The 26,747-nt window shown below is 66.8% G+C and carries 21 protein-coding genes and 1 tRNA gene; 15 read left to right on the forward strand and 7 right to left on the reverse strand.

The annotated features are described in order from the left end of the window. Nucleotides 1-25: 25 nt before the first annotated feature. A complete protein-coding gene (locus JY500_RS00530) occupies nt 26-1,384 on the reverse strand; it encodes a DUF3999 domain-containing protein (RefSeq protein WP_206254702.1) in 1,359 nt (452 codons plus the stop codon). Next, complete coding sequence (locus JY500_RS00535) at nt 1,381-5,094, reverse strand: DUF2339 domain-containing protein (RefSeq protein WP_206254703.1); 3,714 nt, start codon at nt 5,092-5,094, stop codon at nt 1,381-1,383. The genes JY500_RS00530 and JY500_RS00535 overlap by 4 nt, the downstream gene beginning before the upstream one ends. 229 nt (nt 5,095-5,323) lie before the next feature. Here JY500_RS00535 and JY500_RS00540 point away from each other — a divergent pair, with 229 nt between their 5' ends. The 8 genes from JY500_RS00540 to JY500_RS00575 all read left to right on the forward strand — a co-directional run bounded on the left by JY500_RS00540 (nt 5,324) and on the right by JY500_RS00575 (nt 16,400). After that, nucleotides 5,324-6,490: an urea ABC transporter substrate-binding protein gene (locus tag JY500_RS00540; protein ID WP_206254704.1), complete on the forward strand. Its 1,167-nt coding sequence runs from the start codon at nt 5,324-5,326 to the stop codon at nt 6,488-6,490. After that, nucleotides 6,487-10,638: an ATP-binding protein gene (locus tag JY500_RS00545; protein WP_206254705.1), complete on the forward strand. Its 4,152-nt coding sequence runs from the start codon at nt 6,487-6,489 to the stop codon at nt 10,636-10,638. The genes JY500_RS00540 and JY500_RS00545 overlap by 4 nt, the downstream gene beginning before the upstream one ends. Beyond that, complete coding sequence (locus JY500_RS00550; protein ID WP_206254706.1) at nt 10,635-12,188, forward strand: ATP-binding response regulator; 1,554 nt, start codon at nt 10,635-10,637, stop codon at nt 12,186-12,188. Before JY500_RS00545 ends, JY500_RS00550 begins: the two co-directional genes overlap by 4 nt. 92 nt (nt 12,189-12,280) lie before the next feature. Beyond that, on the forward strand, nt 12,281-13,198 hold the full coding sequence (gene ylqF / locus JY500_RS00555; RefSeq protein WP_172201914.1) for a ribosome biogenesis GTPase YlqF: 918 nt from the start codon (nt 12,281-12,283) through the stop codon (nt 13,196-13,198). A gap of 55 nt (nt 13,199-13,253) precedes the next feature. Beyond that, nucleotides 13,254-13,517: a hypothetical protein gene (locus JY500_RS00560; RefSeq protein WP_206254707.1), complete on the forward strand. Its 264-nt coding sequence runs from the start codon at nt 13,254-13,256 to the stop codon at nt 13,515-13,517. A gap of 71 nt (nt 13,518-13,588) precedes the next feature. Next, complete coding sequence (locus JY500_RS00565; protein WP_206254708.1) at nt 13,589-14,704, forward strand: hypothetical protein; 1,116 nt, start codon at nt 13,589-13,591, stop codon at nt 14,702-14,704. A gap of 147 nt (nt 14,705-14,851) precedes the next feature. Continuing rightward, nucleotides 14,852-15,067, forward strand: coding sequence for a SlyX family protein (locus JY500_RS00570; protein ID WP_172201908.1), 216 nt, complete (start codon nt 14,852-14,854; stop codon nt 15,065-15,067). A 175-nt stretch (nt 15,068-15,242) separates the two neighbouring features. After that, a complete protein-coding gene (locus JY500_RS00575; protein WP_206254709.1) occupies nt 15,243-16,400 on the forward strand; it encodes a hypothetical protein in 1,158 nt (385 codons plus the stop codon). Nucleotides 16,401-16,419: 19 nt separating this feature from the next. Here the strand turns inward: JY500_RS00575 and JY500_RS00580 are convergent, their stop codons facing one another. Continuing rightward, nucleotides 16,420-16,830 carry a PilZ domain-containing protein gene (locus tag JY500_RS00580; protein ID WP_206254710.1) on the reverse strand — a complete coding sequence of 137 codons (411 nt, stop codon included), beginning with the start codon at nt 16,828-16,830 and terminating at the stop codon, nt 16,420-16,422. 162 nt (nt 16,831-16,992) lie between these two features. Here JY500_RS00580 and JY500_RS00585 point away from each other — a divergent pair, with 162 nt between their 5' ends. After that, the gene (locus JY500_RS00585) at nt 16,993-17,274 is read left to right on the forward strand and encodes a hypothetical protein (protein WP_172201902.1); all 282 of its coding nucleotides are present in this window, start codon (nt 16,993-16,995) and stop codon (nt 17,272-17,274) included. A 77-nt stretch (nt 17,275-17,351) separates the two neighbouring features. On the opposite strand, the gene JY500_RS00590 is transcribed toward JY500_RS00585, so the two are convergent. Next, on the reverse strand, nt 17,352-18,080 hold the full coding sequence (locus JY500_RS00590; RefSeq protein ID WP_172201888.1) for an NYN domain-containing protein: 729 nt from the start codon (nt 18,078-18,080) through the stop codon (nt 17,352-17,354). A 115-nt stretch (nt 18,081-18,195) separates the two neighbouring features. Here JY500_RS00590 and JY500_RS00595 point away from each other — a divergent pair, with 115 nt between their 5' ends. Beyond that, nucleotides 18,196-19,875 (forward strand): magnesium transporter CorA family protein, encoded by a 1,680-nt coding sequence (locus JY500_RS00595; RefSeq protein WP_172201886.1) that lies wholly within the window; start codon nt 18,196-18,198, stop codon nt 19,873-19,875. A 93-nt stretch (nt 19,876-19,968) separates the two neighbouring features. Beyond that, complete coding sequence (locus JY500_RS00600) at nt 19,969-21,147, forward strand: HD-GYP domain-containing protein (RefSeq protein WP_206254711.1); 1,179 nt, start codon at nt 19,969-19,971, stop codon at nt 21,145-21,147. A gap of 9 nt (nt 21,148-21,156) precedes the next feature. Here the strand turns inward: JY500_RS00600 and trhA are convergent, their stop codons facing one another. Next, a complete protein-coding gene (gene trhA, locus JY500_RS00605; RefSeq protein ID WP_172201882.1) occupies nt 21,157-21,801 on the reverse strand; it encodes a PAQR family membrane homeostasis protein TrhA in 645 nt (214 codons plus the stop codon). A 335-nt stretch (nt 21,802-22,136) separates the two neighbouring features. On the opposite strand from trhA, the gene JY500_RS00610 reads away from it, so the two are divergent. Beyond that, a complete protein-coding gene (locus JY500_RS00610) occupies nt 22,137-22,592 on the forward strand; it encodes a PEP-CTERM sorting domain-containing protein (protein WP_206254712.1) in 456 nt (151 codons plus the stop codon). 129 nt (nt 22,593-22,721) lie between these two features. Here JY500_RS00610 and JY500_RS00615 read toward each other — a convergent pair. Together JY500_RS00615 and JY500_RS00620 are read right to left on the reverse strand one after the other, a co-directional pair. Continuing rightward, nucleotides 22,722-22,795 (reverse strand) — tRNA-Gly (locus tag JY500_RS00615). Between the two features lie 92 nt (nt 22,796-22,887). Then, nucleotides 22,888-24,756, reverse strand: a complete 1,869-nt coding sequence (locus JY500_RS00620) for an autotransporter domain-containing protein (RefSeq protein WP_172201879.1) — start codon at nt 24,754-24,756, stop codon at nt 22,888-22,890. 165 nt (nt 24,757-24,921) lie between these two features. Here JY500_RS00620 and thiS point away from each other — a divergent pair, with 165 nt between their 5' ends. From thiS to trmB, 3 genes are all read left to right on the forward strand, one after another. Then, nucleotides 24,922-25,125: a sulfur carrier protein ThiS gene (gene thiS / locus JY500_RS00625; protein ID WP_206254713.1), complete on the forward strand. Its 204-nt coding sequence runs from the start codon at nt 24,922-24,924 to the stop codon at nt 25,123-25,125. Nucleotides 25,126-25,142: 17 nt separating this feature from the next. Then, on the forward strand, nt 25,143-25,928 hold the full coding sequence (locus JY500_RS00630; protein ID WP_172201877.1) for a thiazole synthase: 786 nt from the start codon (nt 25,143-25,145) through the stop codon (nt 25,926-25,928). A 99-nt stretch (nt 25,929-26,027) separates the two neighbouring features. Further along, on the forward strand, nt 26,028-26,744 hold the full coding sequence (trmB, locus tag JY500_RS00635) for a tRNA (guanosine(46)-N7)-methyltransferase TrmB (protein WP_206254714.1): 717 nt from the start codon (nt 26,028-26,030) through the stop codon (nt 26,742-26,744). The last annotated feature ends 3 nt before the right edge of the window (nt 26,745-26,747 follow it).

A 26,747-nucleotide genomic window follows, 5' to 3' on the forward strand; every position in this document is an offset into this window, starting at 1 on the left:
GACGCCGAGCGGCGATCATCAGCAGCTACTTCGTTTGCTTCACCAGCGACCACGCCATGCCGCCCATCACCGCGACACCCACGACGAGCACCGCCCACAGCACCCACTTGCGCGTGGCGGCGGGTGATTCCGGCGTGGCGGGGCTGCTGCTGTCGGCGGCGCTGGCCTGGGGGCCGAAGGCTGCTTCGGCGTCCGCGATCCTGGGTGCGTCGGGCTGGCCGTAGCCGGGCACCAGGGTACCGATCGCCAGCGCGGCGGGTGCGGCTTTGGGGTTGCCGAGGGCGAGGGTGTAGGGCGCCGGGCCGCGGGTGAGGAAGACGAGCTGCTGCGGCGTGAGGCCGACCTGGAGCGCGGGCGCGGTGTTGCCGAGGCCACCGCTGCGCGGGTCGGCGTGCAGGCGCAGATGCTGAATCGCGATGTTGCCGAGCGCGATGTCGGGCGAGGTGCGATCCGGCCCTTCGCCGCTGAGGCGGTAGACGACGCCGCTGGTGAGGCGCTGCCAGGGCGCGCGTTCGTCGTTGCGCGTAGCGACTTCGACAGGGGCCAACAGATTGCCCGGCGGCAGCGTGACACGCAGTTGCTCGGCACGGATCGGCGTCGGCAGCTTCAGCACATAGTCGCCCTTGGCGTCGCGCAGCGCGGCGCTTGCGGGTGTCCAGACCATCGCGGGGGGCTCGGTGTGCGCTTCGCGTGTGATGAACTTCGCTGCGGTGATCGGCGCCGCTTCGGCGGGCTCGCGCCACAGCACGCGCAGGTAGCGCGCGTTGGTTTGACCAAGTTCGATGCGCTCGCGGCGGATCTGTTCGCCGTTGAAATCGAGCACTGCGAGCACGGCGTCGGGCTGCAGGCTTTGCCACTGCGCGAGATCGTCGCTGCCCTCGACGCTGACGCGGTGGAAGCCGCTGACGCCCTCGCCGAGCGTGATGTCGAGCGCCGCCGGCGTCGCATCCTTGCTGCCGGTATCGATCAGGTAGCCGCGCAGCGGCTTGCCGGCCGCTTTGCCCGCCTGCTCGCGTACCGACACCACGGTGCCGGCGGTGTCGCGCCGCACGTCCACCTGCAGGTCGCCGCCAGTGGTGTTGGCTTCGCCGTGCAGCGGGAACCAGCGCAGTGCGCGTTGCTGTTCGCTGGCGCGCGTCTGCGGCGGTGTAGCGATCAGCGCGAAGGGCACCGCCTCGCCGTTTGCATTGAAGATGCGCAGATCGCGCAGATCCGGTGAGCGGGCCGCGAGGTAGGCGTCGATCGGCAGCGTGAGCCGCGCGTACGGTGCGGCCTGCGCAACGCGAATGCTGGCGCGGGCGGCGAAGTCCGCCGCTTGTTCTTCGGCGGCGTGGCCAACGCTGCAGCACAGCAGCGCGACTAGGAGGGTGGCGACGCGGCTCATGATGTGGCCTCTTCGTTCGATTCGTTGGTCCTGGGCGGCAGCGGCGCGAAGTAGCCGACCACCAGCAAGAGCACGCCCACCGCGATGAAGGACACGATGCGCGCGAGCCCGCCAGTGTTCGAGAGTTCGATCAGGAACAGTTTGGCGACGACCACGCCGATCAGCACCGCGCCGATCAGCCAGCGCAGCCGATCCTTCGAGCGGTGGCCGCTCACCATCAGCGCCAGCGCGGCGATGCTCCACGCAATCGAGAGGCTTGCCTGCAGCGTCATGGATGCGAACAGCGCGTGCGATTCGAAGGGTACGCCGGCCCAGTGATGCACGACGCGGGCCACGCCGCAGGTGTAGACGAGGAAGGCGACCGCGCCGAAGCTCGGGCGCAGCAATTGCTGCGCGTCGTACGCCAGATCGACACGCGTGAGCCAGCGCCACACCGCGAGCAGCACGATGCCGCAGGCGATCTCCAGCGGGTTGGCAATGGGGATGTACGGCAGCGGTGCTGCAGCGCCTGTCGAGTGCAGGTTTGCCGCCATCACCCACAGCATCATCAACAGCGCCACCGGCGTGGCGACCAGGGTGCGGTAGGTGGATGCGTGCGCGCCGAAGGGCCAGCGCTGCGGCCACTGCTCGCGCGCAGTGAAGATCAGGTAGGCGGCGGGCACCAGCGCCCAGCCGAGCCAGCGCCATGCAGACCGTTCGTCGCCCAGTTCGGCGAACAGTACGCGCGCTTCGAGTGCCAGCACCGTCAACAGCAGCCATGCACCGAGCGCGTGAGCGAGTTTGATGCCGATCGCCGGCCACGGCGCTTCATCGCCCTCCCCGAGCAGGCGCAGTGCGAGCAGGTGCGCGACCAGCATCGCAAGCCAGCCCGCGCCCGCGAGTCGGGCGAAGGGCGCATAGCCGGCGTGATAGTCGGCCGCGAGTGCGAAACAACCGAGCGGCGTCAGCGCCAGGCACAGGTTAGCCAGCGTGGCCCAGGCCCAGCGGCGTGCCGCCAGCGTCCACAGCATCGCGGTGGCAGCGATCAGGCCCAGCGTTGCGGCGTGCTGCTGCGCCGGTACGACGAAGCGTTCGATCTCGGCGAGCCAGGCATAGCCCCACCACAGCGCGCCCCACAGCAGGCCGAGCAGCGAGAGCTTCGGTGCGATGTCGGCAAACTGCTCGTCGCCGCGCTGCTGCAGGCGCCATGCGGCGACCCATGCCGCGAGCGCGATCACCAGCGGCACCAGGAAGCCGGCATGGCGCAGCGGTGAGAGATCCGGGTCGGCATGCAGCGCGACGTGCGGCCACACCTGCATCAGGAAGGCCGCCGCGGCCGCCACCTGCAGTGCAATGCCGAACCACATCGCCACCGCCTGCCGCAGCGAAATCGCGAGCCACAGGATCAGCACGCCGCTGAGCGCCCACACGCCGCTCGCCACCCGCCAGGGCAGCACGAAGAGCACCGCCAAGTTGATCAGCGCGAGGCCGAAGACGAGGAAGAGCCCGACCCCGACCGACAGCCCCGGCAGCGCATCGGCATGGCGGGTCGCGAGGATCGTGCTGGCGAGCACCGTGAGGCCGATCAGCCCGCATACCACCAGGCCCGACAGGCCAGCCGCGAAGACTTGCCCGCCATCCGCCGCCGCGCCGTGGTTGTTGGCGAAGAACACGATGCCGGCAGCCACCTGCACCAGCATGCCGGTGAGCAGCGCGGCGCGGTCCGCAAAGCGCAGTGCCGCCCACACCGTGGCGACGCCGGCGATCGCCCAGGCCACCGCGGTGGTGGTGCTGCCGGCGAGCATCGGCGCCAGCAGGTAGGCGAAGACGAGGCCCAGCACCGCGAAGAGCGGTTGGAGGGCGGCGTCGGCGGGCGGGTTGTCGTTCGCAGCTGCGATGCGGGCGACGCGCCAGTTCGACAGCAGCGCGCCGGCCAGCATCAGCGTGCCGAGCCAGGAACCGGCCAGCAGCGGGCCGGGGTCGGCAGTGCCGCTGCCCAGTGTGCGCAGGAAGAACAGCGTGGCACCGGCCTGCAGCAGCAGCGCGAAGGCGCGCGCAAGCGTGCGCTGCTGGCGATGGCCGAGCCAGTAGATGCCGGCACCCTCCACCGCCCACGCGGCGGCGGTCCATTGGTCGTCGAGCGCGAGCGGGATCGCCAGCGACGCGAAGATCACGCCGAGCGCGAGGAAGACTTCCACCAGCAACAGGTTGCGGACTCGATCGCGGCCGAGCAGCGCGCGTGCCAGGATCAGGTAGAAGGCGCCCAGCGCGAAGGCGCTGAACGCCATGCCGTATTCGATGTGGCGGATGATCGCCACCTGCAGGCCAAAGCCCACCAGCGGCACGCCGAACAGCAGGGTGCCGTCGATCGCGTTGGCATGCGCGAGGGCGCCACGCAGCAGTTCGCCGTGGTCAGCATCGCGGATCGGCGATGTCCACTCGGCCATGCGGCGGCTTGCGAACAGCAGTGCGATCGTCACGTACATCAGGAAGAAGGCGACGAGGAAGGGTTCGGTGCTGGCGAAGAGCTCCGGCTGGTAGCTGCGCAGCCCCCATGCGGTGCCGATCAGGAAGGTGCCGGCAAAACCCACCAGATTGAGTACCCGCCAGGCCTTGAACCAGGCAATGCCCAGCACGCCGGCGTTGAGCAGCAGGAAGTAGGAGAACAGCGCCACATGGCTGCCGCCGCCGGTGGAAGCGAGGATCGGTGCCGCAAAGCCGCCCAGCGTGCCGGCGATTGCCAGCGAGGGCGCGTTCTGCTTTACCGCGAGCAGGCCAGCGAGCGCCGCGACCGCCACCATCAGCACGAAGCCAAACTGCAGGGGGATCAGCGGATGCAGCCGCATCGCCGCGAAAGTGGTGAGGTACATCACCGCCACCGCCGCACCCTGCAACAGCAAGCCGTAGGGCCCGTTGCGTTCGCGCAGCCGCCAGCCGACCACCAGCAGGCCGAGCGCGGTGGCCGCAACGCCAGCGTAGCGGAACTCGATCGGCAGCGTGGTGCGTTCGGCCGCGTAGCGCAGCAGGAAGGCCAGCCCGAGGAACAGCAGCACGATGCCCATGCGCACCAGCGTGTTGCCGCCGAAGAGCCAGGCGCGCGCGGCGTCGAAGGCGCGTTCGATCAGGTTGGGGCCGGCTGGTTCCGGGGGCGGTTCGTCGATCGCCTCGGCCGGCACGCTGACCGGCGCGGAATCGGGCGAAATCGGGTCGGTCGGGGCGTCGTCCGTGCGCACTTGAGCCACTGCAGCCTCAAGTGGTGCCTCGTCCTTGCTTACCGCCGTTGCGCTGGTCTGCGCTGTCGCGATCGGCTCAAGTGACGCTGGCGTGATTGGCGCCGGCGTTGGCGACAGGTCGAGCGTGAGCTCGGGTTCGCTGGCCGGCGTGGGTTCGACGCTCGGCGATGGCACCGCCACGACGTCAGGCGCTTCGGTCGCGCGCTCTGCCTCTGGGCTCGCCGCAGCGGTGGCCCCGGAGCCCGATTCCAGTGCAACGAAACGCTGATGGATCGCCAGCGTGACGCGGTCGAAATGTTCGCGTAGTGCGGCGAGCGCGTTCTCGCTGGCTTCCAACCGTTCAGCGACGTCCTGATACTGCTGCGTCAGCCATACCACCCGCCCAAGCAGAAAGCCGAGCAAGGCGCCCAGCATCGCACCCAGCCAGCCGCTCAGGTCATTGGCGAGCGCGGTCGTGAGGCCCACCACGAGGCCGATCAACAGCAACAGAAGACTCACAGCATCCACTCCGTTTCCGGGCGACGCGGCCGATACGCCGCACGGCGGGCAGTCTCCCACAGCGCCGTGCTGCACAGCGTGAGCGAAAACGCGGTCGGGTGCAGATCGTTGCCACTGCGGTCGGTTCAAGGCGCGCCCGCCACGGCCGTAATTGAAGGAAGCGACCAGCCGGAACGTGCCTTCCATGCCCAGGCGATACGCCTTACTCGTCCTCCTGCCGATATGCATTGTGGGCACCGTGCTGTTCATCCGGCACCGGCCAGCGCCCGCCCCGATCCGTATCGGTGTCGTGCATTCGCTGAGCGGCACGATGTCGGCGAGCGAGCGGCCGCTGGTCGATGCGGTGCAGATGGCGGTGGCCGAACTCAACGCCGATGGCGGCGTGCTGGGGCGGCCGGTCGAAGTGGAACTGGCGGACAGCCGTTCCGATGCAGACCAGGCCGCGCGCGAGGCCGAGCGCCTGATCTCCGAGAAACATGTCAGCGCACTGTTCGCGTGCTGGACCTCGGCCTGCCGCGCCGCGGTACGCCCGGTGGTCGAGCGCCATCGTCATCTGATGGTGTACCCGGTGCAGTACGAGGGCATGGAGCAGTCGCCCAACATCCTCTACACCGGCCTGGCGCCGAATCAGCAGATCGTGCCCGGCACCCACTGGATGCTGGAGCGATACGGCAAACGCGTGTTCCTCGTTGGCTCTGACTACCGCTTCCCGCGCACCGCCAACCTGATCATCCGCGATCTGGTGGAGGCGCGCGGCGGCGAGGTCACCGGCGAGCACTACCTTCCGCTGGGCAGCCACGATTTCGAGGCGGTCATCGCCGAATTGCGCGCCGCACGGCCGGTCGCGGTGCTCAACACGCTCAACGGTGACAGCAACGCGGCCTTCTTCGCCGCCCTGGTCGCGGCCGGGCTTGTCGATCAACCCGTCATGTCCTTCAGCGTTGCCGAACCTGAAATGCGGGCCTGGGGTGGCGGGCGCCTGACACGACACTATGCGGTTTGGAGCTACTTCCAGTCTGTCGATACGCCACAGAACCGGCGTTTCGTCGCGGCCTGGCGTGCCCGCTTCGGCGCGGATCGGCCGACCAGCGACCCGGTCGAAGCCGCCTACGTCGGGGTGAAGTTATGGGCGCAGGCGGTACGCGACGCCGGCAGCGACGACCCGGTCCGTGTCAACGCCGCGCTCCTGCACCAATCGGTCGGCGGCCCCTCATCGATCGAAGCGGTGGATGCCGCCACGCGCCACCTGTGGAAGCGCATGCGAGTCGGCCGCGCATTGCCGGACGGCCAGTTCGAACAGGTTTTCGCGTCGGACTACCCGTTGCGGCCGGCGCCCTGGCCTGCCTATCGCAGCCGGGAAGCCTGGCAGCACATGCTTGAAGGCGGCACGCCGTGAGCCCGGGCCGCATCCTGCCGCGCCTGCTGCTGGGCTTCCTGCTGCTGTCGGCGCTGCCGGTCGGCGGGCTTGCCTGGTGGGCCGATACCGCGTTCGAACGCACGCTCACCGCGACGATGCTGACGCACCTGTCGGCGATCGCGGACAAGAAGTCGGACCAGATCAACAGCTACCTCGAAGAGCGCGTCAGCGACAGCCGTGCGCTGGCCAATTCGCCAACGGCCCAGCATGCGCTGAGCGTGCTGCCCTCGCTGCTGGCCAGCACCGAAGCCACGCAGTACCAGATCGAAGCGGCCCGCTACCGCGACTACTTTCTCAGCGTGCAAGACACCAGCGGCGGCTACGATCTGCTGCTGATCGCCGCCGATGGCACGGTGGTGTTCTCGGTGCTGCATGAGGCGGACTTCGACAGCAACCTCGAAACCGGCCCCTACCGCGACACGATTCTCGCGCAGGCACACCGCCAGGCGCTGGCCTTGCTGACGACGCAGGTCACGCCGGTGGCCGCCTACGCGCCATCCGGCGGGCGGCCGTCCGTCTTCATGGTGTCGCCGGTGATCCGCGACGGCAAACCGATCGGCACCGTCGCGCTGCAGTTGTCGCTGGAACACCTCAACGCGGTGGTCACCGATCCGACCGGACTTGGCAATACCGGTGAGACGATCGTTACCCAGGTCGAGGGTGACAAGGCGCTCTATGTGGTGCCGTTGCGGCGGGTGCCGGATGCCGCGTTCCGCCTGCGGCGGCCGCTCGACAAGCTTGGCGAGCCGATGCAGGCCGCCATCCGCGGCGAGCGTGGCAGCGGCATCGGGCGCGATTACGGCAGTGTGCAAGTGGCGGCGGCATGGCGTTATCTGCCGGCCTTGCGCTGGTACATGGTCGTCAAAATCGACGCCGAGGAGGCCTTTGCGCCGGCCACCGCGTTGCGCATGCAAAGCCTCGCAGCGCTGGCGTTGCTCGTGTTCGCTGCCTTCGTCGTCGCCAGCATGTTTGCGCGCGGCATCGTCAAGCCGATCCGCCAGCTGCTCGGCGCCACGCAGCGCATCGCAGCCGGCGATCTGCATGAACGCGCGCCGCTTGCGGGCAGCAGCGAGTTCCGCGAGCTCGGCGCGAGTTTCAATCGCATGGCAGAGCGGCTTGCCGAAGAGCAGGCCCTGCTGGAGCAGCGCGTCACCGCACGCACGCAGGAACTGGCGCGCAGCAATGCGCGTTTCGACGACCTGGTACGTCGCATCTCGGCCGGCATCTACACCTTCCGCGTCGGCGCCAACGGCAGTCATGGCTTCGACTATGTCAGCCCGCGCTTCTGCGAGCTGCTTGACGTTGACGAGGCGGCGATTGCGCGCGACCCCCTGCTGCCCTTCTCACGCGCACATCCGAAGGATCTGCCTGAGCTGATGCGGCGGCAGGGTGAGGCGGTCGCGGCGATGGCGCCTTTCCGGATGGAGTGCCGCTTCGTCGTGCGCGACCAGACGCGCTGGTTCCGCATCGAGTCGGACGGTACGCCCAGCGGCGACGGCGGCAGTTTGTGGAACGGCGTGGTGACCGACGTCACCGAGCGCAAACTGGTCGAAGAGGCCGAGCACGAGAGCGAACAGCGTCTGGCGCTGGCCACGCAGGCGGCGGGCGCGGGCATCTGGGATTGGGACGTGGTCGCCGACGTGTTGCTGTGGGACGACCGGATGTTTGACCTCTACCACGCCAAGCGCGACGAATTCTCGGGTGCTTACGAGGCGTGGGTCTCGCGCATGCACCCGGAAGACCGCGCTCGTGCCGCGGCCGAGCTCGATGCCGCACTGCGCGGTGCGGGCAGCTTCGACACCGAGTTCCGCATCGTCACGCCGGAGGGCGAGGTGCGGCACCTGCGCGCACTGGCGGTGATCGTGCGCGCGAGCGATGGCACGCCGCTGCGCGCTGTCGGCGTCAACCGCGACGTGACCGAGGCGCGGCGACAGGAGGCGGCGCTGCGCAACGTGGCCGACGAGCAAACGGCGATCTTCGAATCCGCTTCGCTCGGCATTTCGCTGTTGCGTAACCGTGTCGTCGAGAAGTGCAACCGGCGCCTTGAAGAAATGCTCGGCTACGGTCGCGACGAGCTGATCGGGCGCACCACGCGCGATTGGTACCTCGACGAGGCCGCCTATGTTGCCGGCGGCACCATCTATGCCGAGCTTGAGACGGGCGGCATCCACCGGCGCGATCAGGAGCTCAAGCGCAAGGATGGCAGCCGCTTCATCTGTGCCCTGGCAGGCCGGGCGATCGATCCGCGCGATCTGTCGCGCGGCACGGTCTGGCTTTTCGAAGACGTGACGCAGGAGCGCCAGCTCGCCGCCGAAATGGCTTCGGCCCGCCAGGCGGCCGAGGCGGCCAACCGCGCGAAGTCGGAATTCCTGGCCAACATGAGCCACGAAATCCGAACGCCGATGAACGCCGTGCTCGGACTGACGCAATTGGTGCTCGACGGCGAGCTCTCCGCCGAGCAGCGCGACTACCTCAACACCGCGATCGCTTCGGGCCGCACCTTGCTGGGCGTACTCAACGATATTCTCGACTACTCGAAGGTCGAGGCCGGCCAGCTCCAGGTCGAGCAGATTCCGCTGCGCTTCGGCGAGTTGGCACAGGATGCGGCCAACCTGTTCGCGGCGCGCGCCGAGGAGCGCGGGCTTGGTCTGCGGATCGATATTTCGCCAGCCCTGTCAGAGCCGATCCTCGGCGATCCGCTGCGCATTGCGCAGGTGCTGAACAACCTGCTGGGCAACGCTCTGAAGTTCACCGAACAGGGGCAGGTCGTCTTGCAGGCAGAGCCCGCCGAGGCGCGCAGCGATGGCACGCCAATGCTTCGTTGCAGCATTCGCGACAGTGGCATTGGCTTGTCCGAAACGCAGATCGAACGCCTGTTCCAGCCCTTCACGCAGGCCGACGGCAGCGTTACGCGGCGGCATGGCGGCAGCGGCCTCGGGCTGGCGATCTGCAAGCGCCTCGTCAACGCGATGGGCGGCGAGATCAGCGTCGAGAGCCAGCCTGGCGAGGGCGCCTGTTTCAGCTTTACCTTGCCGGCGCTCGCGGCCGACGAGCTTCCCGCGCACTGGCCGCCGGCTCCCCATCCCGCTGGCGACGTGATGGCGGTGCCGACACCGACACTGCGCTTCGACGGCGCGCGTGTGCTGCTGGTGGAAGACAACGCGCAGAACCAGCAGGTGGCGGCGGGCTTCCTGGCGCGTCGGGGCATCGTGGTGCATACCGCGCAGCACGGCGGCGAAGCGGTGCAATGTGTCATGGAGGCGCCCTTCGACCTTGTGCTGATGGATCTGCACATGCCGGTGATGGGCGGGCTCGAAGCCACGCAGCGCATTCATGCGCTGCCCGGTTGCGCGGGCATTCCCGTTGTTGCGATGACGGCGGCCGTGCTGCCCGAAGATCGTCGGCTGAGCCAGGAGGCCGGCATGGTCGACTTCGTGCCGAAACCGATCGACCCGGCGCTGCTCGATCAGGTGCTGCTGCGCTGGCTGCCACAGGCCGGCGTTGCCGCCGATGTGGTGGTGGTTGATGTGGAGCCGGTGCTGCCGCCACTGCCCGGTTTCGATCTGTCTGCCGCGTTGCGGCGACTCGACGGTGATGTGGCCAGCCTGAAACGACTGCTCTGCGAGCTGGCGGATGATTGCGCCGGCGCGGCCGATGCAATTGACGCGCTGCTGGCCGACGGCCGCATCGGCGATGCGCTGGGCCGCCTGCATGCGATCAAGGGTGCGGCGAGCAACCTGGGCGCGGTGGCGTTGGCCGGCGCCGCCGCGGCCGCCGAACAGGCGCTGCGTAGCGACGGCACGCAGCGCCCTGGGGCAGACTTCGCCGCGGCGTTGCTTACCGCGGTCGCGGTGATCCGTGCGCATTTCTCGGATGCGGACGCCGGGCCGCGCGCGCGCGAGTTGCCCGGTTTGCGCGATACCTTGCGGGCGTTGCCGCCCTATCTTGAGCGTCGCGAACTGATCCCCGACGCACTGATCGAGACACTGCGCCAGCTGACGGCGTACGATGGGCCGGGTGAGCCCCTGCGGCGACTGCTGCGGCAGATCGATCACTTCGATCACGACGGGGCGCTCGCCAGCGTGGCGCAGCTGATCGCGACCCTGGATCTGGAGGTGTCCGCATGACCCAAGGCGAACACGACAAGCCGCTTGTGCTACTGGTCGACGACCAGCCGGCCAACCTGCATGTGCTGGCGGCCACGTTGAAACACCACTACCGGATCAAGACCGCGACCAGCGGCCGCATGGCGCTGGAACTTGCTCGCCTGGCGGATCGCCCGCAACTGATTCTGCTCGATGTGATGATGCCGGAGCTCTCCGGTTTCGATGTGTTGCGGCAACTGCGCGACGGTGCCGAAACGCGCGATGTCGCGGTCATCGTGATTACCGCGGACACCAGCGAGGCCAGCCAGCTTGAAGGCCTGGAACTGGGCGCCGATGACTTCCTCACCAAGCCTGTGTCACCCGGCCTGCTGTTGGCGCGTGTGCGCAGCTTGCTGCGCCGCAAGACCGCCGAGGTGCGTTTCCGCCAGGTGGTGGAACTGATGCCCTCGGCGCTGTTGATCGTCGATCAGCAGCGCCGCATCCGTTTTGCCAACGGCATGGTGCAGGCACTCCTGGGCTACGCACCCGCGGCGCTGGTCGGTGAGCTGGTCGATGTGCTGATTCCGCAGGACCAGGTTGTCCAGCATCGTGAGCGCGTGACCGAGTACTTCGGCGCGGCACGCCCGCGCCGCATGGCGCAGGGGCGCGCCCTCGAGGCACTGCGGCGCGATGGCAGTACCTTCCCGTGCGAGATCGGCCTCAGCCCGATTCCGGGGGACGACGGCACCAGCGTGCTGGTGTCGATCTTCGACACCAGCGAACGGCGTCAGACCGAAGGTCGGCTGCGGCAGATCAACAGCGAGCTCGAACAGCAGGTGATGCAGGCGGAAAAGCTTGCGTCGCTCGGCCGCCTGGTGGCGAACTTTGCGCACGATATCGGCAACCCGATCGGTAACGTCACTGCGCTCGCGACGTCGCTCACCGGCCGCATCCGCGCCGTGCGCGAAGACCTCAAGACCGGCGGGCTGCGGCGCTCCGAGCTCGACGCTTTCCTCGACACCAGCGAAGCGGCCACCACGATGCTGGCAAGCAACCTCGGGCGCGCCTGCGAGCTGCTCGAATCCTTCAAGCGCATGGCGCTCGATCAGGCGACGTCGCAACGACGCGAGATTGATCTCGCGCAGTGGGTCGACGAGTTCCGCTACACGCTGACACCGATGCTCGCCGAGGGCAAACACCGTTTCATGCTCGACCTGCCGGCCGGCTTGCGGCTGCATACCAGCCCCGGCCCCTTGGGTCAGGTGATCGCGAACCTGGTATCCAACGCGGTGGCACACGCGTTCGAGGCGCGCAGCGGCGGCACGATCCGCATCTCGGCAAGCCGCCTGCCCTCCGGCGCGATCGAGCTGTGCGTCAGTGACGACGGCGTCGGCATGCCGCCGGCGCTGCTGGGGCAGATATTCGAACCCTTCTTCACCACCAAGGCCGGGCGCGGCGGCACCGGGCTCGGGCTGGATATCGTGCGCAGCATCGTCGAGAAGACGCTCGGCGGGCAGATCTCGGTTCGCAGCGAACCCGGCACCGGCAGCAGCTTCGCCGTCACCTTGCCGAGTGCAGTCGACACCCCCTGAGGCACCCGGCTGCTGGGGCAGGGTGCCTTTCCGCCCGAGGGGTGGGACAATGACGCCCCTTTTGCAACGCTTTCCGAACGGACACGACCCCGATGGCGATCCAGTGGTTTCCCGGACACATGGCCTCGGCGCGCAAGAAAGCCGCCGAAAGCCTGAAGATTGTCGACATCGTGATCGAGGTGCTGGACGCCCGCATTCCGGAGGCCAGCCGCAACCCGATGATTGAGGAGCTGCGGTTGTTTCGGCAGCGCCCCTGCCTGAAGCTCCTGAACAAGGCGGACCTCGCCGACCCCGAAGCCACACGCGAGTGGCTCGACTACTACAACGCACAGCCCGGTGTGCGAGCGCTCGCCCTGTCGTTCAAGAAGCCAGCGGACGTGGCACGCATCGTGCCCGCCTGCCGCCAGCTCGCACCGCACCGCGACGACAACACCAAGCCGCTGCGCATGATGATCATGGGCATCCCCAACGTCGGCAAATCCACGCTGATGAACGCGCTGCTCAAACGCAAGGTGGCCGCCGTCGGCGACGAGCCCGCCGTGACCAAGGGCCAGCAGACGCTGGATCTGGGCCCCGGCATGACGCTGACCGACACCCCCGGCCTGCTGTGGCCGAAGATCGAGCATGACAGCGACGGCTACATGCTTGCCGCGAGCCATGCGGTGGGCACCAACGCGGTGATCGAGGAAGCGGTGGCCGCCTTCCTCGCAGAATGCCTGCTGGCGCGCTATCCGACCCAGCTGGGCGCGCGCTACAAGTTCAACCCGGCTGGGTTCGACGGGCCCGGCGTGGTCGAGGAAGTCGCCAAGCGCCGTGGCTGCCGCATGAAGGGTGGCGATCTCGACCTTGAAAAAGCCGCGCTGATCCTGCTGACCGACTACCGCAGCGGCACGCTGGGCCGCATCAGCCTCGAAACCCCGAGCACCCGTGCCGCGATGCTGGCGGCGGCCAAGGCGCGCGATGTGGTGCCCGAGGCGGCGCAGCCCGACGACGATGCCGAACCCGCCTGAAATCGGGCGGTGGATCGGTTAGGCTGCTCGATTGACTCTGCCGGACAAGCGAACCATGCATCCGATCCCCAGTGAAGAAACGCTGCCGCGCCGCGCAGGCGTTGATGTCACCTATCGCCTGGTGGCCTGGAGCGTGGCCACACCACTCGCGCTTGGCCGGCGCGTGATGCGCGGCCCGCGCGTACCGGATCTTTCGCCGCTCGCCAGCGGTGCAGTGCGGCTGGGGCTCGCGCCATTCTGCATTGCCGCGGTGCTCGGCTGGCGCCTGCAGTCGGCATGCCTGCGTGGCGCCCTGCGCGCGTTGCCGCGCCGCCGCTGAACGGCGCAATCCGACATTGCAGCTTCACGCGGGGGGTCTAGTCTGAAAGACCACCCCGCAGGAGCTGCACCATGCCCGCCTTCTTCAGTGCCCCGTCCGGGCCGACACGTGCCGGCCTGATCCGCATCGACCCGATGAGCGTGAGCGATCGCGCCCTGGTCGAAGACCCCAAGATCTGGACACCGCGCGCCTTCGGCCGCGACGCAAACGGCCACCATGCGCTGCACGGGGTCGAGTTCCGCATGCGCGAGGGACGCATGGAGCTGACCGATACGAGCCAGGGGGAAACCAGCTTCTTCGTGCTGCCCTTCATCAGCGAGGGCAACACCGATCGCGTTGCCGGCCCGGAGGAGGCAGACCCCGCGCTGGACGGCAACGACGACAATCCGGATGCGCTGTTCGGCATCTCGGTGGTCGGTTTCCACTTCGCGCGTAACGACAAGCGCTTCGGCCCGAAGGACAGGCTGACCTTCCAGTTCTCGATCGCGCAGGATCGCGGCGAGAACAACCCCGGCCTGGAAAACCTCAACTGGGTGCTCAACGCCGGGCTCAAGCTCTACAAGCAGGCCAGCGGCAAGGAACCGGTCGCGGCCGAGCCGACCGAGCTGGGTCTGTCGTTCCGCCGCGCGTTCCAGAACCGCGTGATGGAAGTGCCGGGCGGCGCGCTCAAGCTGCAGTTCAAGGTGCTGCGGCACGAAGAACCGCCGCTGTGGCGGGAGGCACTCAACTTCATCACCGGCGATACCGGCAAGGAGCTGATCGGCCTGCTCGGCTTGCCGGCGCTGACCACGCCCTGCCTGAACTTCCTCAACCAGAGTCTCGACCGCCTGCTCGGCGACCAAACCAGCGAAGCGGTGTTCGCCGGTGATCCGATCAGCTATGTGCTGACGAAGCGCGCGCGTGAGGAAGTGAGCGGCGGGCTCTCCAGCGCCAAGGTGCTGTCGCTGCGCCCGGGCTTCAGCCTGCTCGTGCGTGGCGCCGATTACGAACGGGTGTTGAAGGCGGAGCCGACGGTGGATACCGGCCGCGGGCGCCTGATTCCGAAGGGCGTTTCGGTGCTGGAAGCGAGCCGGCCGGACTACGAGGATCCATTCGCCAGCGTCACCTACGCGCTGCTGCGCATTGGTGTGGCCCAGACCAATCTGCAGAGCGATCTCGCCTACACCACCAAGGTCAAGGCGGGCTGAACCAGCATTGCCTGAGTGCAGCGGCGTGCCGGCTCGCGCGGCACGCCGGCAGTGCGGATCGCGACATCCGGGTTCCGGTGCCGGCGCGCTGCCATAACGACTTCTCCGGTCCTGCCCTAGAATGGCGCCGCCACTCAAGGATTGCCCATGGAAGAGCGCATCACCCGCCTCGAAGTCAAACTCAGCTTCGCCGAAGACCTGCTCGACGAGCTCAATCACACCGTCTATCGCCAGCAGCAGCAGATCGAGGCCTTGCAGAAGCACGTCCGCGCGCTGACCGAGCAGGTGCGTGCCGGCGCTGGCGGGGGTGGCGGAAGTGGCGAGCCGCGCGATCTGCGCGAAGAGATTCCACCGCACTACTGAGCGCTCGCCGCACTACGTAGGCCACGCTCCGACACCCGCGCAAGGTGTCATCCGCCGCGCGCCGAAGGCCGGTCGGAAGGGCCGGACGAACGGCGTCGAAAATGCCAAAGGCGTATGCCAGCATCGTGATTCGCGAGGCCTCGGCTGGTGTGGCCCCGCAGGCAGGGGGCTCACGATGGCACGCATTTTCTTCAGTGCCCATGATCCGGCGGGGCACACCGTGATGGATTCGGTCGACGCCGGCAACGCAGAGCAGGCGATTGCCTCGTTGGCGGCACGCGGGCTGGCCAACATTCGCCTGCGCGACGTGGCGGAGCTCATCGCGCCGCGTGACGAACGCGGTGGCTACCCGCCGGCGGCGCCCCAGGCGCTGTTGCCGCTACGTCAGCAGCCAGAGCCCAGCCTTCGCACTTTCTGTGCCGAACTTCTGCGCCGTCAGTGCTACTGGGTCGCGCTGGTCGCGTTCCTGCTCGCGTCCGGTCTCGTTCTGGCGCAAGCAATCGTCGTGTTGCTGGCACTGGGTGTGCTGGCTTTCGCCCTGCTGCCGGCGCTGTTGCAGTATCGCTACGCGATCTGCCACGACCGCCTGCTTCGGGCGATGGCATTCGGCCGCTGGACTGATGCCGCCGCCCTCGCCGGCCAACTGGCCAGCCAGGTGCGCAAGCCGATGCCGGCCTTCGATCTTGCCGCCCGTGCGGCGTGCATTTGCGCGGCGCAGGGGGAACTCGAAAAGGCGCGCACGGCGCTCGAACCTTGGCGCGAGCGTCTGCATGCGAAGTCGCCAACGCTGGTCGATCAACGCCTTGCGATGGTGAACTACGCGGCCAGTGACTACGCCGGCTTCGTCGCCGCAAGCCGCGCGGCGCACCTGGCGGCGCCGGCGGATCTGGCGCTCCGTGTCGATCTGGCGCTGGCCGAAGCGCGGGTCGGTGATTTGCTGGCGGCGCTGGAGCTGCTTGCCGGCGTCGATCCGCGCAAGCTTCCGGCGTCGCGCCGCCCCTTCCACGATTGGGCGCGCGGCATGATCGCGCTACGCCATGGCCGCAGCGAGGCCGTCACCGCCCTGGCCGGCGCCACACGCAGCCTGCAGGCCCATGCGGCCAACCCCGCGACATGGCTATCGCTTGCGCAATGCAGCGGCGCCTATGCGCTGGCCCTGGCGCAACAAGGGCGCCGCGACGAGGCTGAGGCGGTTTTGCGACCCGTGTGGCCGGTGTTGCGGGTGCACGGTGACCGTTTGCTGCTGACCTTGCTCAGACGCGAGCTGCCGGCATTTGCGCCGCAAGCCGACAAAGTAAGGCGCGACGATCGCGTCGCCCGTCGCGGCGGGTGACCTTCTAAGCGGGCGGGCGTCAGATCAGCGAGGGCCCGGCCACGATCGCCTTGGCTTCCTGCTCCGAGATGCGCACCGATGCACTGGTGATGACATGCACCGTCAGCCAGTCGTGCAGATCGAAGGCGCCATCGCCATCGAAGCTCAGGAAACGGCAGCCCACCTGCCCGCCCGCAGCGGCATTGACGTAATTGACGATGCGCGCGCGGCCGCGGACGCGGTCCGGAATGCCTTCGAGCCGCAGTGCGAACGGAAATTCAAGCCCAAGCTCGGGCGAAATCGCCGAGGCGTAGCTGAAGCCCTCAAGCGATAGGTCGTTGAGCGGCAGGCGGTGGCCATCGAGTTCAACCCAGAAGATCGTCTTGCCGTCGCGCTGGGCGGCAAAGCGTTGGCGTGTGCGGCGTTCGTTGCTGGCAGAGGTGTCGCTCATGGGCGTCAGTTTTTTGTCAGGAAGGCGAAGTCTCGGCCGCAGAGCCGGTTTCGCGCAAGTGGCGGCGCTCAAAGCGGCTGAAAAGCGCTGTCAACCTTTCCGTAATGCCCCCCGTTAGAGGCGTCATGGTGGACGACCACCGCAGAATAACGGAGCAGAAATATGGGAAGGCTTTGCGAAGAGTCCTACGCTGAATTCCTCGACTCGCTGAAGGCGGCGGGTGTGGAAATCGCCAATGAGTGCGAACTGCGAGAGCGTTTGGCGGAAACCGCCCGCTGGCGGTTTGCGTTCATGACGATGGCGCAGAACGGCAAGGCAATCGGTATCCGCTTCATCGACCACGGCGCACGCCATAACAAGGCCCGCATCCGCCGTGCGTTTGCCCGCTACGAATTCCCGGACAACGCCGACAGCGTGTTTGCCGCGAATCTGGCAGCGGACTGATAGCGACACCGCAATTCAGCCTCGTATCAAGCAAAACGCCCCGCAATGCGGGGCGTTTTGCTTTTGTGGCCCGACAATCAGCTGATCTTGCGTTTCTTGTCGCGCACGAAGGGGTGCCCGTCGCGGCGGGTTACTTCAAACAGGTCGATTGCATCGAACAGATCCACCAGTTTCTTGAAGCCGTAGTTGCGTGAATCGAACGAAGCCTGGTTGCCGATCAGTGCGCCGGCCTTGGCGAGCGGTGCCCAGCCTTGATCATCTTCCGCCGCGTGGACCGCGTTGCGCAGCAGGTTCATCAGTCGCGCGTCGCCCTTCAGCGCCTTGGCGTCGCGCGGTGCGATCGAGGTGACTTCCTCCGGCGTCTCCCCGCTTGTTTCCTGCTCCAGGTAGAGGAAGGTGGAGCAGGCGTTCACCAGGGCCACAGGTGTCTTGCGCTCGCCGAAACCGATCACCCGCTTGCCTGCGGCCTGGAGGCGGGTCGCCAGCGGGGTGAAGTCGCAGTCCGACGAGGCGATCGCGAAGACGTCGATCTCGCGCGAATACAGCGTGTCCATCACGTCGATCGCGAGCGCGAGGTCGGTCGCGTTCTTGCCCTTGGTGTAGTCGATCTGGTGCATTGGCTGGATCGCATGCAGGTTCAGCACCGCTTCCCAGCTGTTGAGGCGATCGCTCTTCCAGTTGCCGTAGGCGCGGCGGATGCAGACCGTGCCGTGGCGCGCCAGCTCGGCGAGAATCACGTCGATATACAGCGCGGGGGCATTGTCGGCGTCGATGAACAGGGCGACGCGGCGTTCGTCCAGCGGCATGGCGAGCCTCTTGCGAGTAGGGCGAGGGCAGACAGTCTCGCACGGCTGACCTATCCTTGTGTTCTCGCGTCAGGGGCGGGTATTCCGCGGCCGACGCTGAAAGCCGGAGGGGCCGATGTCATCGAGCGAACCGGGATCCGCTGCGGACCAGATCGTCCGCCATTTCCGCCATGTCTTGCTGTGGCCGCTGCAGCTGGAGGGCGCGCACGGCGAGGAAGTGCGCCGCAAGCCCTGGCGCACGCTGGATGATCCACGCTGGCAGCACCCCTGGCGCCGCGTTGCGGACGAGTTCACCGAAGATCCGCAGCACTTCCACGAACGCCACTACAAGGAGTTCGTCTCCTTCCTGCCGTACGTGCAGCGCTTTTTGTACGGGGATCCGCGCTGTGCCGACGACCTGCCGGACGGCCCGTTGCCGGCCGGGCCGATGCGCGTGTTTCGCCGCGACGATGTTCAGGCTTTGCGGATCACGGTCGCGCCGGGCGATACGCCGGTTCGACTGGCCGTCGCGCATGTCGACCTGTACTTCTTCTTTGAGCTGGATCTGATCCTGCTGAACGTGGAGCTCCACGCCGAATCGCTGCCGCTGAGCACCGCGCAGGAACTGCTTTACCGTTTCGGCCGCGCCTATCCATCGGGCTGGGACGACGCCGGGCAGGGGCTGCACAACGTACATCGCGCCGAGTGGCTTGGGGCGGACGATGTGGTGCTGAGCAGTTCCGACAGCGATGCCCGGTCGCGCTACCTCGCTTTCGTGTGCCGCAACCGGGCTCCGTGTGTCGGCGTGCACTGGGCGTGGCTGCTGCAGCCGCTGGTGTCGGACCATGTGCGCGAGGATGGGCCGCTGCGCTACCGCCAGATCGAATACCACCGCATGCCGTTCATGGCCTACCTCGCGCTGGAGAAGCCTCGCGCGCTGTCGCGCGAGGATTTCATCCGGCTGGGCCTGGTCGCCCATCTGCGCCCGGGCGATCCGCTGCCGCTGAATGACCCCTCGGTCTGTGAATTCGAGCAGCGCCACTGCGACGACCGCTATTGGTCCAACTCAGCGGCGGGGCCGAATACCCGATTCCTCTGCTCGGGCCAGTCGCTGATCGTCGTTGGCGAGGCGGATTGCGAGTTCTACCGCGATGCCGAGCGCGGGCTGCTGGCCCAGTTCCGCCACCAGTACTTTCTGCTATTCCTGATCGCGCACTTCCATCGTGCGGCCTTGTTGGTGTTCTCGGACCGCCTGGCCGCCGCGATTGGCGGGCTTGATATTCGTCGCGTCGAATCGGTGCGCCGATTCAAGCGCCGCATCCGTGCGAATTACGCCTTGTTCCTCGGTTTCACGCATCGCTACTGGTTCCCGGAGATTTCCGAGCGCGGCCAGGTGCAATCGCTGTTTCGCCGTGCGTCGACACAACTGGGCAACGATGCCCTGTTCGTGCAGGTGAAGGAGCAGGTCGCCGAGATGAACGACTACCTTGATAGCGACAGCGCGCGGCGCCAGTCGAACACCGTGGTCCGGCTGACTGTGGTGACGATCTTCGGGCTGATCGGCACGATCTCGACCGGCTTCCTTGGCATGAACCTGATCGCCGAAGCGGAAGCGCCGCTGATCGACCGGGTCAATGTGTTCTTCTTCGTGCTGATCCTGTCTACCGTACTGACCCTGATTGCCGTCGCCAAGTCGAAACGCCTGTCGGATTTCCTCGAAGAGCTGTCGGACGAGAACTTGAGTCTGCGGCAGAAGGGCCGAGCCTTTCTTCGCGCGATGCGGCCCGGCGGCGATCGCGGCGCAGGTGCGGGCTGAGGGACGCACATCGTGAGCGGCTGGCTCAAGCCGGATACCCGCTGCGCCGATAAACGGTTCAGACCCTGTCAGCAGGGTCGGGGGAGTTAGCTGATGCGTTCGATCCGCCTTTCGCGTAGCTCGCTGCGCCTGAATGAGCCGCTGCCGTGGGATGTGTTCGACGCCGGCGGCAAGCTGCTGCTGCGCCGTGGTTACCGCATCCAGATGCCGGACCAGCTTGATCAGTTGGTCGTGCGCGGCGCCTATGTCGCCGACGCCAGCCCGCCCGCGCCGTCAGAAAGGCCGCCGGTGCGCCCGGAGCCGGCAAGGCGGCAGGTGCTCAGTGACCCGGTGGGCAGCTGGGCGCGAACCGAGGCCCGCCTCGCCAGCTTGCTGCATGCCTTTGAACGTACGCCGGACTTTTCAGACCGCCTGAGCGAGCTCGCACCGCTGATCAGCGAGCTTTGCGAGCGCGACGCCGATCTCGCGTTGTTCCAGATGATGCGCTGGAACGGCGCCAACTATGCGGTTGCCCACGCGATCCATGCCGCCACGCTGTGCGAACTGGTCGCCCGCCGCCTGGGTTGGCCACCGCACCAGCGCGAACAGCTGCTGCGTGCCGCGTTGAGCATGAACATCGGCATGCGGCAGCTGCAAACCAGCCTGGTCACCCAAACCGCGCCACCCAGCGCACCGCAGCGCGAGATCATCCACCAGCATCCGGTGCGCGGCCTGTACCTGCTGGAGTCTGCCGGAGTGACCGACAACGACTGGCTGCGCGCCGTCGCGTTGCATCACGAAGCGCCGGATGCCCTGCCGACGCGGGTGCGCCATGGGTCGGCGGCGCAACTGGCGGAAGTAATCCGCCTCGCCGACATCTTCGGCGCAAAGGTCAGCCCGCGGGCGAGCCGTCCAGCCCTGTCGGCGGACCAGGCCTTGCGCGAAACCTTCATCAGCCACGGCGGGGCAGACAATCCGCTGGTCAATGCGCTGGTCCGCGAGCTGGGCATCTATCCACCCGGCTCTGGTGTGCGGCTCGCGAGCGGCGAGCTGGGGCTGGTCATGCGCCGCGGCGTGCGGGCCGATCAGCCGCTGGTGTATGCGCTGATCAATCGCAAAGGCCAGTTCTACATGGAGCCGGTGATCCGCGACAGCGCGCGATCGCAGTTTGCGGTGGTCGCGACGGTGCCGGTGGAGCGTTTCCGCCAGCTCAACCTGAACCCGGCGCTGATCTTCGGCTATGAGTCGCGCAGCCGGATGCGGCCCTTCGATACGCTGGAATTCGAGTTCTGATTCGGCTACTCAGTTGGCGTACCAAAGCACCGCGAAGAAGTGGCAGGTCGATCCGGCCAGTACGAACAGATGCCACACGAAGTGGCCAAAGCGCAGGCGCGCATCGAGCGCATAGAACACCACGCCACCGCTGTAGGCGAGCCCGCCGGCAAGAAGCAGCAATAGACCAGCCGGTGCCATGTGCGTCACCAGCGGCACCGTCGCGACGACGATCAGCCACCCCATGGCGAGATACAGGCCGTTCGACACCCACTGGTTGCCGAGTCGGTTGAACTGCATCAGCAGCAGACCCAGCGCCGCAATGCCCCACACCAGCCCGAAGAGCGTCCAGCCCATCGCCCCGCTGAGCACGCCAAGCGTGAAGGGTGTATAGGTGCCCGCGATAAGCAGGAAGATCGCCGCATGGTCGAATTTGCGGAACACCTGCTTCAGGTGCCCTTGCGGCATCCAGTGATAGATCGAGGAATTCAGGTAGGTCAGCACCATGCACACCGCAAATACCGCCGCGCCGACAATGTTCGCGGCATTGCCGCTGCGTGCGGTTACGACGATCAGGATCGGTGCAGCAACAAGTGCCGCGAGCAGGCCGATACCGTGGCTGATGGAATTGGCGAGCTCTTCGGCGCGCGACTGTGGGCGCTTTTTGACTTTCATGACAATCCTTTCCGTGAGCTGGCTTCGCTAAGGTACCAGCATCGGACGCCGGCATTCGGGCCGCTTTGAGCAGGATCAGCCGCGGCATCTTGCAGCTGGCTTCGCTTACGTCTAGCGACAAAACGATGCACCGGTTTTGGTGCGGCGCACCAATTCCACTCTTGGCGGGTGGTGCCGCGAGCTGTCCGGATCCCAGTTTCGTCGGACTGGCATTTGGATAATCGCCAACGAAATCAAATGCTTGGCGCTTCTTTCCTGCTGGCGTTGCGGTCTGCCGCGAGATGGCACGGCTTATGCGTTGAGGCTATGGCCCCAACCTCAACAGGAGTATCGCCATGAAAACCATGCGAACCTTCCTTGCCGCACTCGTGCTCATGGCCACCGCCCTGAGTGCGCAGGCTGCGGACCTCGGAACCCTTGGTTCAAGCCTCAGTTCGGTGTCCACCGCAAGCAAGACCAAGAGCTTTGCCGATGTCGTCTCCTTCACGATCACGGGTCCCTCCACCGTGTTCGCCCAAGTCAGCGGTGTCGGCGCGACCGGTTTCTGGACGCTGCTCGACGGCGACTGGAACAAACTCTCCGGCAGCTACGCCCTCGGAACGTATGACTTCTTCAACCTCGCCGCTGGCGACTACCTGCTTGGTGTTTCGATCAAGCCGCTATTCGGCGCCGGTTACGCGATTGCCAGTGCCGGCGCAATCCCGGCGGTGCCGGAGCCCGAGACCTATGCACTGCTGCTGGGTGGCCTCGGCATGATCATCACGATCAGCAGCCGTCGCATGCGCCGCTAAGCGCCCGCGCTGCAGCGTTGCCCAAACCGCCCGCGCAGTCGGGCGGTTTGTTTTTTGACGTGCAGAAACATCGCGATGGCCTTTGGCCGTGCGTGCAGGTAAGTCCGGGAGCTGTTCGGCAGACAGAAGTGGAGCGGGCGATGGGAATCGAACCCACGGCTCTAGCTTGGGAAGCTAGGGTATTACCATTATACGACGCCCGCTCAGGGCCGATTCGAACGTTCGGGTGGCAACACCGGAACGTGAAAACGGCCCGGATTGTACCGGGCCGTTGGGGTTTCAGGCAAACCGTCGATCAGAAGGCGTAGCGCAGACCGCCGGACAGGCCGTAGTCGGTGACATCTTTGCGGCCGAAGTTGCCGTTGAATTCCACCCATGCGCCGAGTGCCGGGCTCAGGTGGAAACGGCTACCCAGCTGCACCGTTGCCGCGGTTTGATCCACTTCGCCGGCCGGCAGCTTGTAGCTTCCCGAGTACAGCGACGGCAGGCCCACTTCGATGTCGCGATCGGTCGACTTGATGAAGTCGTGCTCGACACCGATGCGGCCGTAGGGGATGAAGCTGGTCGCGTCGTAGCTCAGCTGATAACCGAGGCGGCCGAGTACCGACTGGCGGACTTGCGAACCGAAGCTCAGCGCGGTGGAAGCGCCGTTTGCATTCGATTCGTTGAAGGCGCGAACCTGGACACGCTGAGCGGTCAGGCCGGCGACCGGGCCGTGCGTCAGCTTGCCCGATTGCAGCTGGTAGAAGGCCTGCATGCCGGCTGACACGTTCGAACCTTCGGTTTCGCCGCTCATCGTGCGGGTCACGTTGCCGAGGTGAACATCGCGGTCGGTGTTGTAGTTGATGTAGCCGATCGTGCCGGCGAAGGACAGGCCGAGCTGGCCGAACACCATGCCGCCATAAAGGCTGGCGGAGAGTTCGGTCTGCGAGTACGAACCACCGTCGGCGGCGAAGTCCGGCTTGTAGCTGCCGCCGTTGAAGGCGACGCCCAGGCCACCAAACTGCGTACGCGTGTCGTAGCCGACCGTGATGCCCCAGGGCATGCCGTCGGCGCCACCGAATTCAGGCGAGTCGGCGTACTTGAGTTGGCCACCATTGGCGCTTACCCACAGGCGGCTCGGCTTGGTCGGCGATTCCATGCCTTGATCGAGCAGCGTGTTGGTCAGCGTGTTGCGGGTGCGGACCGGCGTTTCGGCCAGCATGCCGATCTGCTGCGGGGCCACCAGCATGGAGTATGCGTAGTCGGCGAGGATCGCGTGGGTGTGCGTGGTCGGATGCACGCCGTCGGCAAAGATGTATTCCTGCGGGTTGGCGACGGTAGAGCCCGGCGCACCGCACAACAGCGAGGTGCCGGTCGGGTTCGTGGCGGTGGTCAGACAGGCGGTGGCGGTGCCGGAGTTGGTGAAGCCGAAGGCGGCGGCATTGGCTTGCACTTCGGTAATCAGGTTGAACGTGTCGAGCGGGATCACGTTCAGGCCCTTGGCGGCCATTTGCCCGAACAGCTGCGAGTTGTACGAGGCGGACAATTGCGTCAGGCCGGCAGCAGCCGTGGCGCCGGCAGCCAGCGCAGCCGGAGTCTTGCCCATGTTCGGCAGGCTCGGCACGATGATGTACTTCGCGCCGGCATTCTTCAGCGCTTCGACGGCACCGACCTGCTGTGTTACGGTCGTCAGCACGAAGGTCGGCAGGCTGGCTACCGGAACCCCGCCACCTGCGGCGTAGAACAGATCATTCGCCCCGCCCCAAACGGTGTAGAGCGCATGCGAGTCGGCCGCGCCGCCGTTGGCAGTGAGGTAGGCGCCGACTTGGCCGGTGATCGGCGTGGCCGTCGTGGCCGGACCACCGCCGAAACCGGGCGTGCTATTCACGCGGGCGCCACCTTGTGCGTAGTTGGTGCCGCCGGCGGTGTTACTCGGTGCGGCGGTGGTGCCAAGCTTGGCTGCCAGCGCCTCGGACCACACCGGGCCCGGGTTAGTGGTGAACTTGCCGGCGAAGCCGGCATTCACGAGGGTGCCTGCACCGCTCGCCGTGAGGATCGGCTTGAAGTAGCCCGAATCGGTCAGGCTGTCGCCGAAGAAGAAGGTATTCGTGAAATCGGCTGCCGATGCGGGAAGCGCGAACAGCGCTGCAATGGCCAGGCCTAGCGGTTGGCGTGCGAACATCAGGGTCTCCTCGTGTAGGTATTTTTGGTTTTGCGACTGATTGATCCGGCCCGCACCCAGTACGGATGCGTATGGTGCCGGATCTTGGCACTGACTGCGACGGGCGGCAAGCCTTAAGCGTAGCAGCCCGCGTGCTAGAATCCGCGCCTCTGTCGCGGAAATGCCATGATCGAGATCGTCCTCAACGGCGCCCCGCAATCCCTGCCCGCCAATACAACCGTTGCCCAACTGCTCGAGCGCCTCGGCTATGCCGGGAAGCGGCTCGCGGTTGAATGCAATGGCGAGATCGTTCCTAAGGGTCGCCACGCCGAGCTTGCCCTCGCAGCGGGCGACCGCCTTGAAATCGTCGTCGCTGTCGGCGGCGGCTGAAGCCCGAGCCCAAGAACATGACTGACCCGCTGATCATTGCCGGTACCGAGTACCGTTCCCGCTTGCTTGTCGGCACCGGCAAGTATCGCGACTTCACGCAGACACGCGAGGCTATTGTCGCCTCCGGCGCGCAGATCGTCACCGTGGCGATCCGTCGCACCAACATTGGCCAGGACCCGAACGCACCGAGCCTGCTCGACGCACTGCCGCCGTCCGAATTCACCTACCTGCCCAACACCGCCGGCTGCTACAGCGCGGACGATGCGGTGCGTACGCTGCGCCTGGCGCGCGAGCTGCTCGATGGACACGACCTCGTGAAGCTTGAAGTGCTGGGCGACCCGAATACGCTGTTCCCGAACATGCCGGAGACCCTGAAGGCCGCAGAAACGCTGGTGAAGGACGGCTTCAAGGTGATGGTCTACTGCTCGGACGACCCGATCCAGGCGCGCATGCTCGAAGAGATCGGCTGCGTCGCGGTGATGCCGCTGGCGTCGCTGATCGGCTCCGGCATGGGCATCCTGAACCCGTGGAACCTGAAGCTGATCATCGAGCAGTCGAAAGTACCGGTGCTGGTGGACGCTGGTGTCGGCACCGCGTCCGATGCGGCGATCGCGATGGAGCTCGGTTGCGACGGCGTGCTGATGAACACTGCCATCGCACTTGCGCAAGATCCAGTGCTGATGGCCGGTGCGATGAAGAAGGCGGTCGAAGCGGGGCGCGAGGCTTTCCGTGCCGGCCGCATGCCGAAGAAGTTCTATTCGGCGAGCCCGAGTTCGCCTACGACGGGCCTGATCGGCAGCTGACCATGTAATCCCTGACGCCGCGGACTCGGCGGGGCAATACGGACGGATTTCGCCGTTGCCCGCGCAGCGCCGCGGCGGTGTTATTTCCGGAACCACCGCATGAGCGACACACCCGAACCGCGCAAGCATCTGTCGGTCGACGACCCGAAGACGCGCCCGATCCGCAGCTACGTCGTGCGCCAGGGGCGCATGTCGCCGGCGCAGGAACGTTTCATTGCGGAAGGCATGCCGCGCTGGGGCGTCGAGTACCGCGCCGCACCGCTCGACTACGCTGCGGCGTTCGGCCGCGCCGCGCCGACGATCCTCGAGATCGGGTTCGGCATGGGCGACACCACGGCCGCCATCGCGCAGACACGACCGGGCGACAACTTCCTCGGCATTGAGGTGCATGGCCCCGGTGTCGGCAACCTGTGCAAGCTGATCGAAGAGCGCGGCATTTCCAATATTCGCGTGATGCAGCACGACGCCTTCGAGGTGGTGCGCGACATGCTGGCCGATGCGTCCTTGGCCGGCGTGCATGTGTACTTTCCCGATCCGTGGCACAAGGCGCGTCACAACAAGCGGCGTCTGATCCAGAGCCCCTTTGTGCATGAGCTCGCCAAGCGGCTGGTGCCGGGCGGCTACATCCACTGCGCAACCGACTGGGAAGACTACGCGGTGCAGATGCTGGAAGTGCTGTCGGCCGAACCGATGCTCGAGAACACCGCCGACGGTTATGCGCCGAAGCCCGACTACCGCCCGCTGACGAAGTTCGAGAATCGCGGATTGAAGCTCGGGCATGGTGTGTGGGACCTGGTCTTCCGGCGCAAGGCCTGAGTG

It is taken from the genome of Niveibacterium microcysteis (assembly GCF_017161445.1).
Taxonomy (GTDB): domain Bacteria; phylum Pseudomonadota; class Gammaproteobacteria; order Burkholderiales; family Rhodocyclaceae; genus Niveibacterium; species Niveibacterium microcysteis.

Bases quoted from the DNA above. Each gene is read 5' to 3' on its own strand.
- JY500_RS00530 (WP_206254702.1), bottom strand. From the start codon at position 1,384: ATGAGCCGCGTCGCCACCCTCCTAGTCGCGCTGCTGTGCTGCAGCGTT.
- JY500_RS00550 (WP_206254706.1), top strand. From the start codon at position 10,635: ATGACCCAAGGCGAACACGACAAGCCGCTTGTGCTACTGGTCGACGAC.
- ylqF (WP_172201914.1), top strand. From the start codon at position 12,281: ATGGCGATCCAGTGGTTTCCCGGACACATGGCCTCGGCGCGCAAGAAA.
- JY500_RS00560 (WP_206254707.1), top strand. From the start codon at position 13,254: ATGCATCCGATCCCCAGTGAAGAAACGCTGCCGCGCCGCGCAGGCGTT.
- JY500_RS00565 (WP_206254708.1), top strand. From the start codon at position 13,589: ATGCCCGCCTTCTTCAGTGCCCCGTCCGGGCCGACACGTGCCGGCCTG.
- JY500_RS00570 (WP_172201908.1), top strand. From the start codon at position 14,852: ATGGAAGAGCGCATCACCCGCCTCGAAGTCAAACTCAGCTTCGCCGAA.
- JY500_RS00575 (WP_206254709.1), top strand. From the start codon at position 15,243: ATGGCACGCATTTTCTTCAGTGCCCATGATCCGGCGGGGCACACCGTG.
- JY500_RS00580 (WP_206254710.1), bottom strand. From the start codon at position 16,830: ATGAGCGACACCTCTGCCAGCAACGAACGCCGCACACGCCAACGCTTT.
- JY500_RS00585 (WP_172201902.1), top strand. From the start codon at position 16,993: ATGGGAAGGCTTTGCGAAGAGTCCTACGCTGAATTCCTCGACTCGCTG.
- JY500_RS00590 (WP_172201888.1), bottom strand. From the start codon at position 18,080: ATGCCGCTGGACGAACGCCGCGTCGCCCTGTTCATCGACGCCGACAAT.
- JY500_RS00595 (WP_172201886.1), top strand. From the start codon at position 18,196: ATGTCATCGAGCGAACCGGGATCCGCTGCGGACCAGATCGTCCGCCAT.
- JY500_RS00600 (WP_206254711.1), top strand. From the start codon at position 19,969: ATGCGTTCGATCCGCCTTTCGCGTAGCTCGCTGCGCCTGAATGAGCCG.
- trhA (WP_172201882.1), bottom strand. From the start codon at position 21,801: ATGAAAGTCAAAAAGCGCCCACAGTCGCGCGCCGAAGAGCTCGCCAAT.
- JY500_RS00610 (WP_206254712.1), top strand. From the start codon at position 22,137: ATGAAAACCATGCGAACCTTCCTTGCCGCACTCGTGCTCATGGCCACC.
- JY500_RS00620 (WP_172201879.1), bottom strand. From the start codon at position 24,756: ATGTTCGCACGCCAACCGCTAGGCCTGGCCATTGCAGCGCTGTTCGCG.
- thiS (WP_206254713.1), top strand. From the start codon at position 24,922: ATGATCGAGATCGTCCTCAACGGCGCCCCGCAATCCCTGCCCGCCAAT.
- JY500_RS00630 (WP_172201877.1), top strand. From the start codon at position 25,143: ATGACTGACCCGCTGATCATTGCCGGTACCGAGTACCGTTCCCGCTTG.
- trmB (WP_206254714.1), top strand. From the start codon at position 26,028: ATGAGCGACACACCCGAACCGCGCAAGCATCTGTCGGTCGACGACCCG.